Origin of the sequence: Ruminococcus hominis (assembly GCF_014287355.1) — a bacterium.
GTDB lineage: Bacteria > Bacillota > Clostridia > Lachnospirales > Lachnospiraceae > Schaedlerella > Schaedlerella hominis.
On record NZ_JACOPE010000001.1, the window covers coordinates 2,469,155 to 2,487,422 of the forward strand.

The window sequence follows — 18,268 nt, forward strand, 5'->3', positions numbered from 1 at the left end:
TAGTACAGTCCCCTTAAAATCATCGTTGTTTCTCTTTATAATGCTGCGGCAAGATCTTTTGACTTATTCTTTGGCACTTTGTCTGCCTCTTTTGCCTTGATCTCTGCCTTGGCTTTTTCCAGTCTTCCATGGATTCCACCTTTTACTTCCACTTTTTCGGCTGCTTTTTCTTTCTCCAAACGAGCTTCCCTACGCTCAGCATTTTCCATTACTGCGGTCTTTTTATCACAGAACTGAACCTTATCCGAAAGCTGTTCCTGTCTTTCCACCTGTGTCTCATTGACTTCCTGTACCATCGCATTTAATTCCGGAACCTGAAAAATGCCGTTATCAGGAAGAATCAGCACTTCATGAATGGAAGATGGGATGACAAAGTAATCACTTCCCAGGCATTCCCCAATCTGTTTACGAATATCTTCCTGCAGTAACAGGGAAGCTCCATTCATCTTAGCTTTGTTTGTCAGACAGAACATTGGGTTTTCCATGGCTTCCATATCCATTTTTTCATTCAGCAGGTTTTCTGGTTCTTCACCAAAAATCATAGATTTGATAATCTCATTCATATCCATAAGTGTGACACCACGTTTTCGGTCTGCCACCATCGCATTCGCTTGAATCTGTTCGGCAGATACTCCCCACTCGTTCATCAGAGAAACAGTTACCGGAATACTGCTGATCCCTTCTCCATTTTCCTCCAGATTTACTGCATAATAAGCTGCAAAATCTCCGTGTTCTGTGACTACTTTATCTGCAAGAAGATCGGTATTCCATTCCTTATCACAAATTCTCATCTGTAATTTGTCCTTCATCTTTTCATAATCCAGAATATCTGGAACTCCCATATCAAAAAATTCTGCTTTTCCCTGTGCCTCAATACGCATATCAGCCACATCGCCAACACAAGAGTCTACATCTTTTCCATGGATATATTCCTGGTAGAGGGAATCCAGATAGACTGTCGGTACGATTCTCTGATCTCCGTTTGGAATCGTAATACCTGTCAACTTCAAACCGTTGTTTTTTTCTACTTCCTGAAGTTTAATTTCTGCGTCCTTATAAGACTCTGGCAGATACTCCTTTACATTGTCTTTGACATATTCATAAAATTCTTTTCTGTTCATCATACGCTTTTACCCCTTTCTGATCATGTGATGGTTCATTCTTTTTCTGCTGACCATCTGCTCGGCTTTCTTCTGATAAGCCATCATTCTCTTTACTGTTTTCTCCTGGTTTTTTCGTGCTTCCTGTCTTTTTTCCATTGCTTTCATCATAGTTTTCTGTTCCTTTCTGTGATTTTTTTGTATGAAAAAGGGAGCCTCACATAGAAGCTCCCAATCATAACCGTTGGTTTTAATTTCCTTATTTCCTTTTCCTGCTGATATAAAGTCCTGCCATACCTCCTGTGGAGATTACAAGAAGCAAGATTGGCAGCCAGATATTCGTGCTGTCACCTGTTTTCGGTGCGTTTGATACCTTTGTCTCTTCATGGGACTGTGGTATATCCGGTGTGTTCGGTGTTTCTGGAACTTCCGGTTTCTCATTTGTCAGATTAAAGGTAACTTCTACAACCGGTGTACTGTCATCTGCATAGGCAAATGTCACTTCATGCTTGGTCTGATCCAGTGTGTATCCGTCCAGTGTTTTTGTTTCCACCAGATAATACTTGATTGCTGTATCATATTTGCCGTTCTTAAATGTGGCAATCTCATACAGCTTACTTTCTGCATGACCGGCAGCGTCTGTCTTTAAGGTTTCCAGTACCTTTCCTTTGCTGTCACGGAGTTCAAATTCTACCCCTTTCAGCGGTTCTCCTGATGATTTATCTGTCTTATTGAGAATCACTTTTCCCTTGGCAGTGTCATCTTTCATAGCTACTTTCTGGATCTCTCCAGTATCCTTTACTTCAAAACTAACATCCGATGTCAGAAGATATCCTTTCGGTGCCTGCTCTTCACGTAAGGTATATTTACCGATTGGAAGTTTTTCGATATAGTGTGCTTCCTCTGTGGAAGTCCAGCTCTCTACTACCTGATCATCCTCATCGAGAATCGTCAGTTTCGCACCTGGAATCTCAGTTTCTCCTGTGATATCAGTCTTACTGATCTCTACTTTTGTCACATCATCTTTCATCTCATGCTTCTGAACCTCTGCTGTATTCTCTACTGTGAAAGTAATACTTTCTGCAGTGACATATCCATCTGCCGGTTTTGTCTCTGTCATGGTGTATTTCTTACCAACAACCAGTTCTTTGATCACATGGGATTCTTCCGTAGAAGTCCATTCATCTACTGTATTGCCATCTGAATCCGTTACTTTCAGGTGTGCACCTGGAAGTTCTTTACCTGTTGTCAGGTCTGTTTTGGACAGCTCCACTGTGGTTGGCTGATTTTCAAAAGTAAAGTCGTAGCTTACTTCTGCCTGGTCTTCTCCGGCATATTCAAAGGTAAATTCCTGTACTTCTTCTGTTGTAACAAATCCGTCCGGCGCAAAGATTTCTTTCACATAGTATTTTCCGTCTACCGGAAGATCTGCCGTAAAAGTAATCTGTCCTTTTTCATCCGTTACCCGCTGCTCGATCAGACTGTCTTTCTCAAGGAGTACCTCGCCCTTTGCATTTTTGATATCTTCACTGGTATAAAGACCAAAGACACCACCTGCAAGAACACGTTCTGTATCTTTTTCTTTCTTCAGAACCGTAACCTTTACTTTCTGACGGGCATTCTGCCATTTCTCATCATAAGTGATGACTGGTGTGTCCTGATCACGGTAGGAAAGGTCAACATATCTCGACTCTTTGTCCAGCACATAACCGTGAGCTGTTTTTACTTCCTTCACATAGTATTTTCCAGCCGGGAGATCTCCCATCTGTGCAATACCATTGGAATCTGTGGTAATGGTTCCTACTTTTTCATCTGCTTTGAAATAATCTTCACTGACACCATCTGCCGCTTTGATATCTTCCGCAGCAAATACATCGAAAGCCACATCTGAAAGGCTTCCGGTTACATACTCAAAAAGATGCTCCACGGTACCTTTTACATGATCCAAAAGTGTCACCTTATCCAGAAACTCTCCATTTTTGTTGATGATCAGAAGTCCTGTTGGAACTTCATCTTTCATCTCTACTTTCTGAATCTCGGCAGTATCTTCCAGTGTGAACTTCACATCCGTCGCTTTCAGATATCCATACGGTGCCATTTCCTCTCGAAGGGTGTATTCTTTACCCACAGTCAGTCGTTTGATCACATGTGGCTGATCTTTTACAGAAGTCCACTGATCCACAACATTTCCTTCTTTATCAAGAACGGTGAGTTTTGCCCCATCCAGTTCCACACCTGTTGTTACATCAGATTTTGTGATTTCAACTGTTGTCGGCTGGTTCTTTTTCACTGTTTTCAGTTTTACTGTCTTCACATCCTGCCCCTGGTAAGAAGCATCCAGATTCAGAACTTCATCAGAGGATACAAATCCCGCCGGTGCTTTTAACTCTTTCACATAATACTGTCCAAGCGGCAGATCCAGCGTACATGCTGCAAGACCATCGTTATCAGAAGTCATTTCCTGCAGAAGTGTATCTGCCTTTACAATGATCTCACCTTTCTCATTCTTCAGATCTTCTGTGTTATAGATGCCAAAGACAGCTCCTGCTACGGTTGCACCATTTTCTGCATCCTGTTTTTCTACCTGGATTGCAACTTTCTGGCGGTCATCGCCAACCATCACTTCCTGTTCGATCACAGGTGTATCCTGATCCGCATAGACAAATGAGACATCCGATCTGTCATGGTTCAGGACGAATCCTTCCGGTGCAGTCTTTTCTACCACATAGTAAGAACCAAGCGGCAGGTTATCAGCAACTGCTTTTCCGTCTTCCCCGGTCGTTACCGTTGTTACCAGTGCATCTTTTGCATAGATCAGCTGTCTGTTTCCGTTTTCATCTTTCTGATAATCCGGTGTATAGATATTTTCAGCTGCATAGACATGAAATGATGCACCCTTCAGGTATCTTTCTTCATAAACAAAATCCTTTTTAAATCCGGTCAGCATCTCACCTTTTTTATAGATCGTCAGCTTTCCTTTTACCGGATGGTTCTCGTAGTCTACCGTAATAATGGCATCTCCGCTCTCAGAATCCATCTGGTATGCTGTATTTGCATCCACCGCAATCTCTACATAGTTCTTATTGATTGTGTACCCTTCCGGTGCGTTGACTTCCTCAATCCGGTAATGTCCGATCTTCAGATTCTTCGGCATGATCAGATATCCCTGGCTGTCCGTAAAATAGGACTTGTGAGTAGTTGTCACTGGGTAAGTTGTTACCTGCTCCACATACTTCTTGTTGTCCAGGTCATATACCTTAAATTCTGTCCCGGCAATCAATACAGATTTCTTTGTTTCATCGTCTTTTTTCACGATTTTCAGTTTTGCCTTAAACTCTTCATCCAGAAGCACTCGCCAGATCTGTGGCTCGTTTGGATGATGTTCTGTGATATTCACTTCAAAATCATCGACTGGCTTGTAATTGTGCGGTGTTGTAGTTTCACGCACGATATAGCTTCCAAATGGTAATGGAATACTGCAGGCATACCCTTTTTCATCTGTGAAAATCTCAGTTGCTCCATTTTCTCCACTCACTACTGGTTTGGCAGAATCAAAATCATAGCTTCCATCTGCTTTCTTTGTAAGGGAAGATTTCAGATAAACTGTAAATCCGGCTCCGGATAACAGATCTGCATCGGTCTTTCCATTGTTGGCTGCTTTGATGATCTGAAATGGCTGTTTGATGACCTGCTCACTGGAAGTGCACTCTCTTTTTACTTCTGCTGTCATATCTCCTTCATAACTGCACACAAGATCATGCTCTTCTGTATCTGCCAGGTATCCGGTCGGCGGTGTGATCTCTTTGACATAATATTTGCCAAGATATAAACCTTTTACAGAAGACTGTCCTTTGTCATCTGTTGTAAGAGATGCTACCTGTTCTCCTGCTTTATAAATAGTTCCAGTTGCTCCGTCCGGATGCACGATATCTTCACGGGCATACAGACCATAAACCGCACCTTTCAGTGTGGCATCTCCCTGTGGTACTGCTTTTCCTGTTTCTTTATCAACTTTGAATAAATTGATCTTTGCTGTCACACGGTCATTGCTGAAGGTATGGGCAAATAATACGGTTGCTTCTTTATCATTGGTGTAAGAAAACTTGAACGTATACACATCTTCTGTATTTCTTACATAGCCTTCCGGCGCCTGATCTTCTTTTACGGAATAGGAATATCCAATCGGAAGATCTGCTGTGAATTTTGCAGTTCCATCTGCTCCAGTAGTTGCTTTCTCAATCAGTGTTCCTTTTTTCACAACAACGGTTCCGTCTGCATTTCTAATATCATCGGATGCATACAGAGCAAAAATACCGCCATTCAGTGGTTTCTTTGTATCTTTATCCTGTTTTACTACGGAAACATCTGCTTTCTGTCTTTCGTTGTTAAAAGTCACATCTGCAAATACAACTTCTTTATTCTGTCCGGCATAAGTCAGAGTCACTGGCTTTTCTTCGCTGCCGTTATAGAAATTGTCCGGTGCTTTTGCTTCTTTCACCACATAGCTTCCAAGATGCAGGTTCTTCAGTGTAACAGAACCATTCTCTCCCGTAGTCAGATTATCTTTTACCAGGTCACCTTTGCTGTACACTTTTGTGCCATAAGCAGTTACGATATCTGCCCCGGCATACACGTTATACACTGCATTTTTCTGTCTGCGGTTTTCATACTGGAATACCGTTCCATTTTCACTGACATCTGCTCCGGTAAGAACCTGTCCTTCTTTGTAAATGGTAAGCTCTGCCAGCTGTTCCTTATTTTCCACAGTTACCGATGAGGTTTTACTTGCTACCAGTTTTACATTTGTTGCCGTTGCATTTACCACATATCCCTGTGGTGCGGTGATCTCTTTCAGATAAACAGTATCCTGTGTCTTGATGATCGTAACAGAAGATTTTCCATTCTTATCTGTTGCCGGCATCTGAATGATCAGCTTTGTACAAGCCTCATCGCTGTATACACCGAACACTGCACCTGCAAGATTAACATCCGCTGTATCGTCTTTCTTTACGATTTCGATCGTAGCCTGTTCAATCCAGGACACCTTTAAGCTTACATATTTTTCATCAGCGACACCTTCTCCAAACACAAATGCCAGATCCTGAACACTTGCATTCGTAGTCAGTTTATATGCTGAATAATCTTTTGTAATACTTCCCTTCATTTTTGCAGAAAAAGTAGCACTTACATCTCTTGTCTGTGTCAGAGGAGCTGAAAGATAAAACGTGGTTCCGCCTCCAATTGTTACGCTTGCACCTGCCGCACTTACATTTCCAGTAGATACATTATAAAGCTTCACTCCCTTTGGTAAGTCCATTGTGATTTTCTGCTGGGAAGATGCATTGAACTTAATGTTCTCCGTTCTCTGAACATTTCCATCTACATAAGCTTTTACATTCGGTTTGGAAAATGACATCGCTACATCTGGTATTTCCGGCTTATTTGCACAATAATTATAGAGTTCTTTTGCCAAAGCCTCGCCTGTAGCATTTGTTCCATAGAATGCATCACTGCTTCCATTGGCATAAGATGCAGCCATGTGAATAATGATGAATCTTTTTCCTTCTGAAAAATCCGTGTGTTTATTCGCAAAAAAACTTTCGCTTCCTGCGGCATCTGTACCGTAATAACACACTTTTGCTAACGCCTGATTGTCCCCGATCTTTGTGATTGTATAATTTCCAGATCCTGGTCCTGGTTTTGCCGGCTGTACACAATACGCAGTTGCTCTGACGCTTCCGTAGCTGATATAGTACGGCTCTGTCAGATAGGTTCCAAGATTATAATCTGCATATCTATACAGAGGTCCTTTTTCGATTGTTACCTGCTGTGTACTTCTTGCTGAATAAGCCAAAACTGCTTCAAATGTTGCAATCTCTCCCTCTTCCATAGAATCAAGATCCACACCTTCGTCTCCTGCCTGTTCCAAAACATCGTGAAGCTCTAACCCGGATTCTTCATCATAGGTATCCTGATTCTGTGCCTGCTCTACTAAATCATCAAATTCATCAGCATCAATATCGGTAATTTCCGAGTCTGATTCTGAATCCTCCGCTTCTTCTGTCTGCTGTTCACTGCCAGCTGTTTCAGATTCGGTTACTGCTTCGCTCCCTGCAGTTTCTGTCTGCACTTCTGTTTCTTTCTCACGCACAATCAGCTTTCGGCTGATCTGATACTTCGGATGCTCCTGATTTACCGGTTCCACATAATAGACCGCTTTGTAAGTGTCCACATGATCTGTCGTAAAATCCTCATTCTTGTCGTTCTTTGCTTCCTCAAATGTGACTTTAACCTTTTCATCATCCTTGATTTCCAGTCCTGTGTAGTCTGATTTCACATCAAATACACTGCCTGTTTCAAGTTCATAATCTTTGGCAGTCACCACCTCCTCTTCATCCAGAAGGTCTTTCACTTCCTCATAAAGTGGCGGTTTTTCCTCTGGCTGGATCTCCGCTGCATATGCAGTCATCGGAGACAACACTGTACTAAGCATTGTCATGCCTGCCAGCAATCCAGATACTACTTTCCTAAAATTACCTTTTTTCTTCATGCTAAGGTCCTCTCTTTCATAATATTTGTATGAAAACAGACAGTCCTTAGACTGCCTGCAATACATTACTTATCGTTATGGGAAAATCAGATTGAACTGCACATTTCCCTCGCCGGGATCAATCATTTCCACAGTTGCTTCATACTGTCTCCCTGTTTTTCTGGATACCAGATCCTTATAATGGATTTTTCCTTTAGACAGGAACTTCTTTGCTGCCGCCTTATCCATCTTTTTCCCCTGGCTTGCAAGGAATTTATCATTCTTCCATAAGGTAAAAGCACAGTTCCGGTCGGAACAGTAAAAGTTTACTTTTCCTTCCCTGACATCAGCTCCACATCGGGGACATTTGCCAATGACTTCCCCTTTTGCTTTTCCCTGAAACTGCTCTTTCTTTTCTTCTGAAATAGCCTGATATCTGGCAACCAGTTCCTGCATCAGCTCTGTAATCCCATTTAGGAATTCATCTGCTGTCTCTGTATTCTGGGCAATGTGATTCAATGCCATTTCCCACTCTGCTGTCATCTTCGGAGATTTAATCTCATCCGGCAAAACCGTAATCAGTACATTGCCATCATCTGTCGGCACCAGATTTTTCTTTTCCCTTTTCACAAAACCAGACTGAATCAGTTTTTCAATGATTGCTGCCCTTGTTGCCGGAGTACCAAGTCCTTTCTTTTCCGTATCTTCGGTCAGTTCTTCATTCCCAGCACGTTCCATCGCAGAAAGCAGGGTATCTTCTGAAAGCTTTTGTCAAGGGGGTGCGTGGATATTTTTTATATTACTTACGCAGATTCTCTCTCTGCTTCTGCCTGAATAATGCGTTTCAATCTGTCCTCAGCAGTCAAACCGCTACTATGGTCAAAAAACACTTTGACTTTATAATTTGTTTTGCCTTGCTTAATCACAAAAACTCCATCCGGTTTGTTTTTCTCCGAATGGTTATTTGGGGTGGGTAGTGTACTGTTCACAATATTTGTCATACGATATTCCTCCTTGAATGAAAAAAGCCCGACAAGGAAAGGTCTGACAACGAAGTTCCGACAACGGACATCAGAAAACCTTTTTTCTTTATCGGGCGATACTATCTTTTTACTATTTCCTTTTTCTTTATAATATTGGTTGTCATGGTTGTCAGAGAGGGAAAAGTGCCGCAATATCAAGGCTTTCGGGATTTTTGCCCGACAACCAGACCGACAACCGGCTCGACAACCGAAGCGACAACGAGCTTTTATTTTTGCTTCAACCATTCTTCCGGAAGCCCTAACTGTTCCATTTCCTCTGTCGGGATTTCTTGAAAACCATCCATGCTGTTGTCAGGCTCGTTGTCGTTCCTGATACGCTCCCAGCCTTTTTGTCTGCGGTAAGGCTCTGGAAAATACCTAGGATTGCTGAACGCCCTCCAGCCTGTGACAGCGTTATTCATAATGTCGTTGATCTCTCGCAGTTCCCATTGTTTCGGTTCGTCATAATCATGCCCCAGTGCTTCCTTATAAAGCTGTTTGGAACAGACCATGCTGCCGGAATAGCGTTCCAAATAGTCTAAAATCTGTCCTGCCTTTGTGTCCTCCGGCATAAAGTCCTTTTGGTGGGCTTTCAGATAAGCGTTCATAGCCGGACTGAATCTCAGACGGAAATTTCCGCTTCTGTAAATCTCCATAGCTTCTGCCCACATCTGATTGATATACTCTCTTGAAGCCTGTTCATCTGCCAAAATATGAACCTCAGCCCTTTCAGGATAGACCATAACCGGAACGAAGCGGCGGTTGCCTGTTCGGTCGAGGGGAAGAAAGTCAAGGGTATTGGAAGAACCTCCAAACACACATTGTCGTTTTCTGTCTGCCGGATGTGTTTCATAGGGTATCTTATAGGTTTCCTTTTGGCGGCTCAGAAAGGACTTGATTTCTTCAATGCTCTTAGCGTTGGCGGTTGCAATCATTTCCGACATTTCAATAATCCAATGCCCCTGCATTTTGCGGTACACATTTTCATCATCCAGCTTCTTCAAGTCATCAGAGAACCAATCATCATTGACCGCAAGCAAACGGAAGAAAGAGGACTTTCCGGCTCCCTGACCGCCTACAAGACAGAGCATTACCTCAAATTTGCACCCCGGCTTAAAGGCTCGTGAGATAGCACCCAACAGAAACAACTTCAATGCTTCATAGGTGTAATCATCTGTATCAGAACCGAGAAAGCGGTGCAGACAGAAGCGTATGCGTTCCGTTCCGTCCCAGTGTAGGGCATTGAGAAAATCGCAGACAGGGTGGTAACGGTTTTCGTTGGCAATAACCGCAACTGCGTCTATGATTTTCTTTTCTACGGTCAATCCATAGTTTTCTTCAAAATATAGGAGCAGATATTTCACATCCACATCCGTCAATGTCGGGCTGTCACGATACCAACCGAGGGGCTTCACAATGTCGATTCTTTCGGTCAGAAGATTTTTTCGGATAGCTCCTTTCAAAAGTGGGTCATATTGCAGAACACGCTTATAATTTGCGGCAGTATTATAAACCTTACCTTTCTCGCTCTGCTCTAAGCTGTTTCGGATTTCTTCTACTGTGCATGGTTCTGTCTGCTGACAGTTCTGCAATTCGTTGTTCAAGTTTCAACACCTCCTTTCTCTGTTCTGCCACAAGTGCTTTTCGTTCCTCCAATGAACCATACAGAAGAATATCAAGCAGATATTCGATATAGTTCTTCTTATACAGTGCTTCTGCAAACAGAGGATTCCATTCCTCATCCGGCTGTTTAGGAGCGTATTTCTTTTCCCATTCTCTAAGAAGATGAAAATAATCCGTCAGCACCTTGTAGCAATGATTTTCTTCTTTTTGATATTTCTGCTCCGGTGTCGGCTCACGAATACGAGGGCGGACACTGGGCTTTTGTCGGCTGTCATAGTTAAGACCAAAATCTTCAGCAAGTTTGACAGCAGCTTCCCTCAGCCCGATACCGAATAGCTTCGCTGTGAGATCAACAGCGTCTCCGGTTGCTCCGCAGCCAAAACAGTAATAGCGTTCATCCAGCTTCATACTGGGGGACATATCCGAGTGAAACGGACAGCACGCCATACCTGTGCGACCCACTTTCAAGCCATAGGCTTCTGCGGCTTGTCGGGCAGTAACATTTTCTTTTACAATTTCAAATACATTCATGTGACTCCTTTCCTGAAACGAAAAAAGCACCTGTCATTTTCAAAACGAAAATAGCAAGTGCCTTAAAGTTCCATATTTAATTTTAGGTGCAAAAAAGCAGGAGACCTTTTCAGATTTCCTGCTTAGCAAAGCTGTGAAGATTTAATTGTGGTTGGGTTGCCAGTTATACAAACTGGGATTTTTCTTTTTAGAATGAATTATTTATTTTCTACAATAGCACCATATTTCGTATGCGGAAGATATTGTACCTTTAAATAAGTATTTTTATCAACATACCTTGAAAATACTGTGATTTCGATTTCATCATCTTTAACTTTATCATATAGAAAAATACTTCTTCTTTCAGAAGATATATCTGCACCACCATGAGATTGTTCAGTTACATATCCTTCTGCATAACTATACTGTTTGTTTATGATGTAAGGCATATCTAAAACAAAATCTTTCAAATATAAGATTAAAAGAATAGCTACTATAACAAGAATGGTATTAGCCAATCGAAGAAATATTATATCATTTTTTCCAGTATATTCTTTTTTTATCGCTTCTTTATCAAAAAATATCGAATAGATAAGTTTTCTTTTTTTAATTAGATAGATAATGCAAGCAATTAAAGCTATAACAAATAATGAAACTCTTATAAACAATCTAAATATAGCAAAATCCATAATATCATTCCCTTAAACTTCAAGTTTGTTGCTTACATTATACTTCATCAACCTAAAGAATGGAAGATATTTTCTTGCTCCCTAAAGCAAAAGCACCTGTCATTTTCAAAACGAAAACAGCAAGTGCCTTAGAGTTCCATATTCAGTTTTTGGGAAAAAAAGCAGGAGACCTTTTCTGATATGCTCCCTTTATGAGAGACAGTGAAAAAACAAACTGTCATCATGAAGGGAGCATATCATTCGGATCTCTTGCTTAGTAAAGCTGTGAAGATTTAATTGTAGTCAGTTTTTCTTATACCATCCGAAATTTATACTTTAATGTTCTCTCATAACAAAAATCAATTTTGTCCTCCAACAAAAATACCGTTTGGGGGATTATCCCATATAAAATTATCCTCAGCCACTTCGCTCTCTAATGCAATTTCAATTTTATATATCCCCACATTTTGGGCATTTTCATCATCCTCACTATACATATAAAAATTCATACAATACCGTTCCTTCTCTGTCAATATGAGATACATACCATCCAATTCCGTTTTCCTTTTACCATAGTTGCTTTCACTTGATGATGCACAATCGCCCTCAAAACTTTGGATACTGCCCTCAATATAATCGAAAAAAGCAGAGATTTCAGTGTCTAAATTCTCAATGTTCTTTTTGCTTTCTTCGGAAAATAGAGATTTGAGTTTCTCTGAATCCTGTTGCTTACATGCCTCGATAATTTGTTGACACATCTTATCCGTTTCATTTTGTTCAGAGCTAAACCAGTCATTGAAATATTTGTTAGAGCAGCCTGTTAAACCGAGTATAATAATCACACTGAAAAGCAACAGTACTTTCTTCATATAATTACATCCTTTACTTGATAATTGCAAAATCACTTATTGGATTAAGGTCATTACAAAAAATTTCTTACTATCATTATACTTCATCAACCTAAAGAATGGAAGATATTTTCTTGCTTCCTAAAGCAAAAGCACCTGTCATTTTCAAAGTGAAAACAGCAAGTGCTTTAGAGTTCCATATCCTGTTTTTTGCTTTTCGCCGGAAGTGTCCGGCTGACTTCACGCTCTGCCATTTCTTTCTTTTTTCGGCTCAACTGCTCTATAATGGAACTTTTGGCTTTCTTCTTGATTTGCTCCGTTCCGGCTTTTTTGACCTCCGGTTTCATCAGCGTGGTTTGAATTTTCTGAATGGTTGATTTCATAGCGTTTGTGATTCTGGCAATCACGCCATCCAATCGTTTCGTTGCATACTCGATTTCTTTCTTTGAAGCCTTACGCTCAGGGGAGAGAACCCATGCCTTAGACTGCTCCACCAGCTTAATATCCTCCTTGTGCGTTTCCAGTTTCACAGTATCAGCAACGACCTCAACCGCCTTGTCATAGGCAATATCGGCAACCTCGTCCACCAGAGCTTCCACATCCTCAATCTTCATCGTGAGTTCTTCCAGCTTTTGCTCCTGTGCTGCCAGTTGCTCCTTTTGCTTGAAAAGAATATAGTCCTGTTTTTCCAGATATGCACGACCACCATATTCCGGTTCTTCTTCCAGTTGTAAGCCATGCTTTTTCGCCACATCAAACAGCAGCACTCGGCAAGCTGAATCGAAAGTCATCTTGCGGTTATTTTTTCTTCCGACAGGCTTCTCCGGTTCCGGCAGTTCAAACCCCAGTGCTTCCAAAGCCTTTTCCTGTTGTGGGGCAATCTCCCCATATTGATTTTCACAGTCGAACACATGACGCTCGTGAATATGAGGGGTACTTTCATCCAAGTGCAGAGCCCAATTCAGGATATGGACATGAGAACCGAAACGCTCATTTACGATTTCCATAAATTCTGTGACGATCTCAATGAGCAATTCCGGTGGAACATGATTATCAAGCGTTCCAATCTGATAGACCGTTTCCTCTGGACAGGTCTTTTTGCTTTTGAGTAAATCTCCGGTTTCCTTATTTCTTTCAGGGTGTCGGTTCTTCACATTTCTTTCGTTCTGTCCGGTCACAAAATCACGATACCGCTGACGATAAAAAAGCTGTTCCACATCTTCAAAAGTGGCAGACAGCTCATTTTCCTTTTCGGGATTTTTGAAATTGCGGAAGCCATTGTAACAGTCCCAATAGAGATTTTGTTTGGCTCGTTCTTCGTCAATGTGTTCGCTGTTGGCAATGTCAAAACTGCGGTCATTGTGCTTCGGATTATAAACGCCATTCTTTCCGGCTCGTCCATTGTGTCTTGTTAATTTCACATGAGTTCCTCCTTTTCTTTTTGATTTCCCCGACAGGGGAGAAGGGCAGCGAAGCTGATTCCTTGCGGCTTTCTGCGTCAAGTAATACCCAGTACTAAGTGGCGAAACGCCACTTAACTGGGCAAGGCTGCCGCCCTTGACCTGCACAGGGATATTGCATTCCCTGTACCCATGCACAAAGGGTTGCACCCTCCGTACTCCCGCCCGAACAAACTGACTTCGCCCCGTCCCAAGCTCCGTCAGTTCCTTCGGTTTTACAAAACAGTCCACCGGACTATTTTGCAAAAAGAAAAACCGACGCATGATCGCTTTACGCTCAATACATCGGTTTCTTCATCTGACCTTAACGTTCATATTCAGTTGTGGCAGATTACGGATAATCTGCAAATGGATAAACAAAAACGACCAACTATGTAGCTGATCGTCCTTGCGTGGTTGCCTTAAAAAGTAGTTGATAAACACCCTACTCTTGAAAAGCTCGTTGTCATTTACATCTATTATTTTTGAATAGAAAAATTCCTTTATAGATGATAAAAGGAATTGAACCGATTACTCCAGCAAGTGTATAAATCGGGAAAGTAACAAATCCAATTATAATTTTAGGTGCGATAGGAGTTAGCCATTTCTTAACTAAACCACTATAAAAAATCAAACCTGTTGGTATTCCAGCAAAAAGCAATCCAAAAGAAAGAATACTTCTTGTAAATCCTAATGGTTCAGGAACAGACATATTTTGACTTGTCCAAAACGCAATGTACTCAGGGTCACTAAGTTGATTCATTTGATTAAGTGCTACAAAATAACCAAGTACACAACCAATAATTAAAAATAAACATATAAGCAATATTTGTTTCAACTCTTTTTTCATATTTCATCTTCCTTTACGGTCATATTCAGTTGTCTAACATCGTACTGTTATAAAATCTATGTCATTTACGATTTTTCTTATGCTGATTTGCCCAGTAAGATTTTACAGGGATTCTTCTTCTTTTTATGTCCTCCATAAATTCTTCTTTGTCAATATTACTATCAATGGTAAATAATTTTTCTCCATTTACATATACACGCATAGAACCTTTCCTTCTCTCGCAATAGGTAATATCTTCAAAGTGAAAAGTTCTCTTTCTGCCAAAAGTTGAACGCCATGTGATTTCATCTTCATCCACTTCCAGTTTCCACATAATCATATTCAATGAGCCTATAAAAAACACAACAAATGCAATGCCAAATACCAAGGGAGGAAATATATCATCCTGTTGGATAGCACTTGCTACAGTACAACCTCCTGTAAATAAAATTCCAAAAACAAATATAATAGTCAATGTTTTCTCTGTTTTTATTGTATAATGCGTTCTAATTATTCCCTTTTTCTGTTCTTCCTCTCGTTCTTTAGCTCTCTTTTGTTGAAGATTTATAAGATATTTCAAAAGAAGAAGTACAACTAAATAGGGGCCTATTTGTGTAATTATATTCAAACACATTCGTAAAAAATCATTCATTTTTTGCCCTCCATAGTTCCAGCTATATAAAAATGATTGTTTAAATTCGAGTATTTAAAACCTCACTTTTTCATATCTCATTATACTTCATCAACTTAAAGAATGGAAGAAAAAATTTTGTGTACAGAGTTCCTGTTCAAGCCTTGTAACGCACAATTCTGCAAAATCCATAGTCCCCGATACTTTCCTCACAGGCGATATACAGTCGGAATTCTGTCAGCTCATGAAATAAGAAAAACCGACGCATGATCGCTTTACGCTCAATACATCGGTTTCTTTATCTGACCTTGACGGTCATATTCAGTTGTGGCAGATTACAGGTAATCTACAAATTTCCCAAAACAAAATAGGATATTTATTTTTATTCTATTCAACTACATACCCATATTCTGTGTGTGGTAAATACCTTACAGTTATCTTATCTCCTAAATCGCTACCTGTTCCCCAATATTTTAATGAATGTTCTTCTCCAGTTTTCTCATCTCTAATATGTATTCTTCTTTCACTATTAGAGTTTTCTCCTGACATTGCACCTTGTGTAACTTCTCCGGTAACTTCAACTAAATTGTTAGATAGTAAATAAGGTATATCCAAGCAACAAGGAACAGTTATAAATATACCGAGAATCAATAACCCAACAACTGCCATCACATTGATTATTTTTTCCCATTTTTGATATTTTATTTTTTCTTCTTCATTGACAGCCTTTCGTTTTATAAACTTCCCATTTTTCTTTCTATGCAAAACATACATAATTAAGACTATAAATGATACTATAATCACTCCAAAAGTTCTAAACATCAATAATGCCATAAATTTGTACTCCTTTCAAAGCGACACGCTATTTATTAACAGCTTTATCAGCTAATCTTTTATCTCCCCATGGCGTTTTCAGCATAGGCTCATTATCAATAATTCCTGCTCTTAAAATTTCAAGGGGTTTTTCTAATTGTAAGATGTTTTTATTATCTATAATAATAGCAGTTTGAAATTCCTCAAAACTTTCAAAAACTCTGTCTTGAAATATAAAAGATATATTTTCTTTACATTCCTCTGCGTTAGCAGGTAAAACACAGGAACCCATCACATATTTTTTCTCATTATAGGAAAACTCAATAAGAGTAAAAGCCATATCATTATCATAATCAGACTTGATAATTTCCATTAGATCTTTTGCTTCAATAATGAGCGTTGGCTTTTCATTTTTCTTAAAACCAAACATGAATAACACCTCCAAGAATTAACTTTATCTTATTTTTCATTATACTTCATCAACTTAACGAATGGAAGAAAAAATTTGTGTGCAGAGTTCCTGTTCAAGCCTTGTAACGCGCATTTATGCAAAATCCATAGTCCCCGATACTTTCCTCACGGGTGATATACAGTCGGAATTCTGTCAGCTCATGAAATAAGAAAAACCGACGCATGATCGCTTTACGCTCAATACATCGGTTTCTTCATCTGACCTTGACGGTCATATTCAGTTGTGGCAGATTAGCCAATTTGAAAAATTACTCTGGCACATCTACTGAGTAGCTCAGACAATCGCCTCTTTTATTGCTTTTCAAATCGTTATAATACCACATATACATCGTTCTACCATATTCTTCATATTCTATAATCCCATCTGGCTTTTGACCTTCTACTTCTAATGAGTAAATTTCTTTATCATGTGCATAGCCAAAAACGAATCTGGTATCCGGATAATTTGGATTTAAGTCTTGTTGAATATCACTTATTGTTAAAGATAAATGGATAAATTTTTTGAAGTCTCCCCCATAAGTGGTATCTGGTGTAGTGGTAGCTGGTGTAGCATTTACAAACGCATATTGTACACTTGCTTCCTCCACCTGTTTTTTGCAGCGTGCCATCACAAAACCTTGAACGGGATCGTTATCGCTTCCTGCCCGATAGAAAATAGTATCATACTGTTTGCCATTCCATATATGCAATATTTCATCAACATGATTAAGAAAATCTTCTGGAACAGAAAATTCTTCATTTTCAGCATTCAAAGGAGAATTCAAAATAGCTTCTTCGACAGAACTATAATATATGAGTTCAGAATCCTTTTTATCGTAATCACTCAAATTGAATTCGACATATGCATTGTCTTTATTGTCATCTTCCGGAACATAAGTATAACGACCATTTTCAATATGGTCATCATAATCAACAAACAGTCCAATACATATCAGCGCTGCAAAAATCAAAAAAACTATTCCTACAATGATTAGCAATATTTTCAAAAATTTTTTCATACAAAAGTCCACCTTCTTGCTTCATTTCAGTAAATTATATCATACCGATATGAACAATTCAATTCACGCTCTATCAAGTAGTTTTTTACTTACCTATAACGCACATTTCCGCAAAATCCATAGTCCCCGATACTTTCCTCACAGGCGATAGGCAACGGTCAAAACATCAGGTCTGCACCTGACATTTTAACCGCATATCAGCCCTGATTATCACATTATCCCTGCTGGCTGTTCAGCCCATGCTTTTTCGCATATTCACTGGCTTTCTGTCTGCGTTCCTCACTGTAAGGCGGCAGGAAACGGATAGACAGACGGGACTTTGCCAGCTCATAAGAAACACCGCCTTGAACATTGGATTTTTCCAGTCGGCAAAGGTCAGGGTACTTCTTAGCAAAAGCAGCCAACCTCTTTTTCAATCCGGCGTTGTGGGTGTAGATATTTGCCTTGTCCTCGCCCTCATTAAAGAGAACGATTGTTTCTTTCTCAATCTTTGTCAGTCTCGTCATAGCAGCCCTCCCTACGGTTTTTCAACACCCTCAGCCTGCGGTAAAAGCAACGATACCACCTTTCAACACCCTCAGCACTCAGCTTGACGGAAAGCATATAAAACAGCTTCTTCGCCACCGGATCGGGTGCAAGGGCAGCCACCATACGCAAACGCTCGACAGTTGCTTTCAGGTTCGGACAGCCAAAGGCATAAAGGGCTTCCATTTCATTCCGGTTCATCTTCATTGTGTTTTCCTCCTTAAAGTTTGATAAATGAAAAGCGACAGACACTTCATAAGGA

General features: G+C 40.2%; 16 protein-coding genes and 1 pseudogene. All 17 read right to left on the reverse strand.

The window, feature by feature from the left end; genetic code table 11:
• Positions 1-35: 35 nt before the first annotated feature.
• Complete coding sequence (locus H8S40_RS10935) at positions 36-1,124, reverse strand: DUF5688 family protein (protein WP_144167203.1); 1,089 nt, start codon at positions 1,122-1,124, stop codon at positions 36-38.
• A gap of 6 nt (positions 1,125-1,130) precedes the next feature.
• On the reverse strand, positions 1,131-1,271 hold the full coding sequence (locus H8S40_RS10940; protein WP_008688072.1) for a hypothetical protein: 141 nt from the start codon (positions 1,269-1,271) through the stop codon (positions 1,131-1,133).
• Between the two features lie 88 nt (positions 1,272-1,359).
• On the reverse strand, positions 1,360-7,650 hold the full coding sequence (locus H8S40_RS10945; RefSeq protein WP_186582104.1) for a SpaA isopeptide-forming pilin-related protein: 6,291 nt from the start codon (positions 7,648-7,650) through the stop codon (positions 1,360-1,362).
• Positions 7,651-7,725: 75 nt separating this feature from the next.
• Positions 7,726-8,385, reverse strand: a pseudogene (locus tag H8S40_RS10950) (DNA topoisomerase); the annotation flags it as partial.
• A 47-nt stretch (positions 8,386-8,432) separates the two neighbouring features.
• Positions 8,433-8,630 (reverse strand): hypothetical protein, encoded by a 198-nt coding sequence (locus H8S40_RS10955; protein ID WP_005335835.1) that lies wholly within the window; start codon positions 8,628-8,630, stop codon positions 8,433-8,435.
• Positions 8,631-8,878: 248 nt separating this feature from the next.
• Positions 8,879-10,243: a virulence-associated E family protein gene (locus tag H8S40_RS10960; RefSeq protein WP_204987892.1), complete on the reverse strand. Its 1,365-nt coding sequence runs from the start codon at positions 10,241-10,243 to the stop codon at positions 8,879-8,881.
• Positions 10,167-10,805: a CHC2 zinc finger domain-containing protein gene (locus tag H8S40_RS10965; protein ID WP_117553179.1), complete on the reverse strand. Its 639-nt coding sequence runs from the start codon at positions 10,803-10,805 to the stop codon at positions 10,167-10,169. The genes H8S40_RS10960 and H8S40_RS10965 overlap by 77 nt, the downstream gene beginning before the upstream one ends.
• A gap of 197 nt (positions 10,806-11,002) precedes the next feature.
• Positions 11,003-11,473, reverse strand: coding sequence for a hypothetical protein (locus tag H8S40_RS10970; protein WP_022616344.1), 471 nt, complete (start codon positions 11,471-11,473; stop codon positions 11,003-11,005).
• A 338-nt stretch (positions 11,474-11,811) separates the two neighbouring features.
• A complete protein-coding gene (locus H8S40_RS10975) occupies positions 11,812-12,321 on the reverse strand; it encodes a DUF5104 domain-containing protein (RefSeq protein WP_024720781.1) in 510 nt (169 codons plus the stop codon).
• A 167-nt stretch (positions 12,322-12,488) separates the two neighbouring features.
• Entirely contained in the window at positions 12,489-13,721 is a 1,233-nt protein-coding gene (locus H8S40_RS10980) for a plasmid recombination protein (RefSeq protein ID WP_241522615.1), read from the reverse strand.
• A 484-nt stretch (positions 13,722-14,205) separates the two neighbouring features.
• Positions 14,206-14,589 (reverse strand): hypothetical protein, encoded by a 384-nt coding sequence (locus tag H8S40_RS10985; protein WP_003021642.1) that lies wholly within the window; start codon positions 14,587-14,589, stop codon positions 14,206-14,208.
• A gap of 61 nt (positions 14,590-14,650) precedes the next feature.
• Positions 14,651-15,220: a DUF6560 family protein gene (locus tag H8S40_RS10990; protein ID WP_118710272.1), complete on the reverse strand. Its 570-nt coding sequence runs from the start codon at positions 15,218-15,220 to the stop codon at positions 14,651-14,653.
• A 366-nt stretch (positions 15,221-15,586) separates the two neighbouring features.
• On the reverse strand, positions 15,587-16,033 hold the full coding sequence (locus H8S40_RS10995; RefSeq protein ID WP_003023134.1) for a hypothetical protein: 447 nt from the start codon (positions 16,031-16,033) through the stop codon (positions 15,587-15,589).
• Between the two features lie 28 nt (positions 16,034-16,061).
• Positions 16,062-16,442, reverse strand: a complete 381-nt coding sequence (locus H8S40_RS11000; protein WP_003023131.1) for a hypothetical protein — start codon at positions 16,440-16,442, stop codon at positions 16,062-16,064.
• A gap of 289 nt (positions 16,443-16,731) precedes the next feature.
• Positions 16,732-17,481, reverse strand: a complete 750-nt coding sequence (locus tag H8S40_RS11005; protein WP_117553178.1) for a hypothetical protein — start codon at positions 17,479-17,481, stop codon at positions 16,732-16,734.
• 215 nt (positions 17,482-17,696) lie between these two features.
• Entirely contained in the window at positions 17,697-17,987 is a 291-nt protein-coding gene (locus H8S40_RS11010) for a hypothetical protein (RefSeq protein ID WP_005930793.1), read from the reverse strand.
• Entirely contained in the window at positions 17,965-18,213 is a 249-nt protein-coding gene (locus H8S40_RS11015; RefSeq protein WP_117553177.1) for a ferredoxin, read from the reverse strand. The genes H8S40_RS11010 and H8S40_RS11015 overlap by 23 nt, the downstream gene beginning before the upstream one ends.
• Between the last annotated feature and the right edge of the window lie 55 nt (positions 18,214-18,268).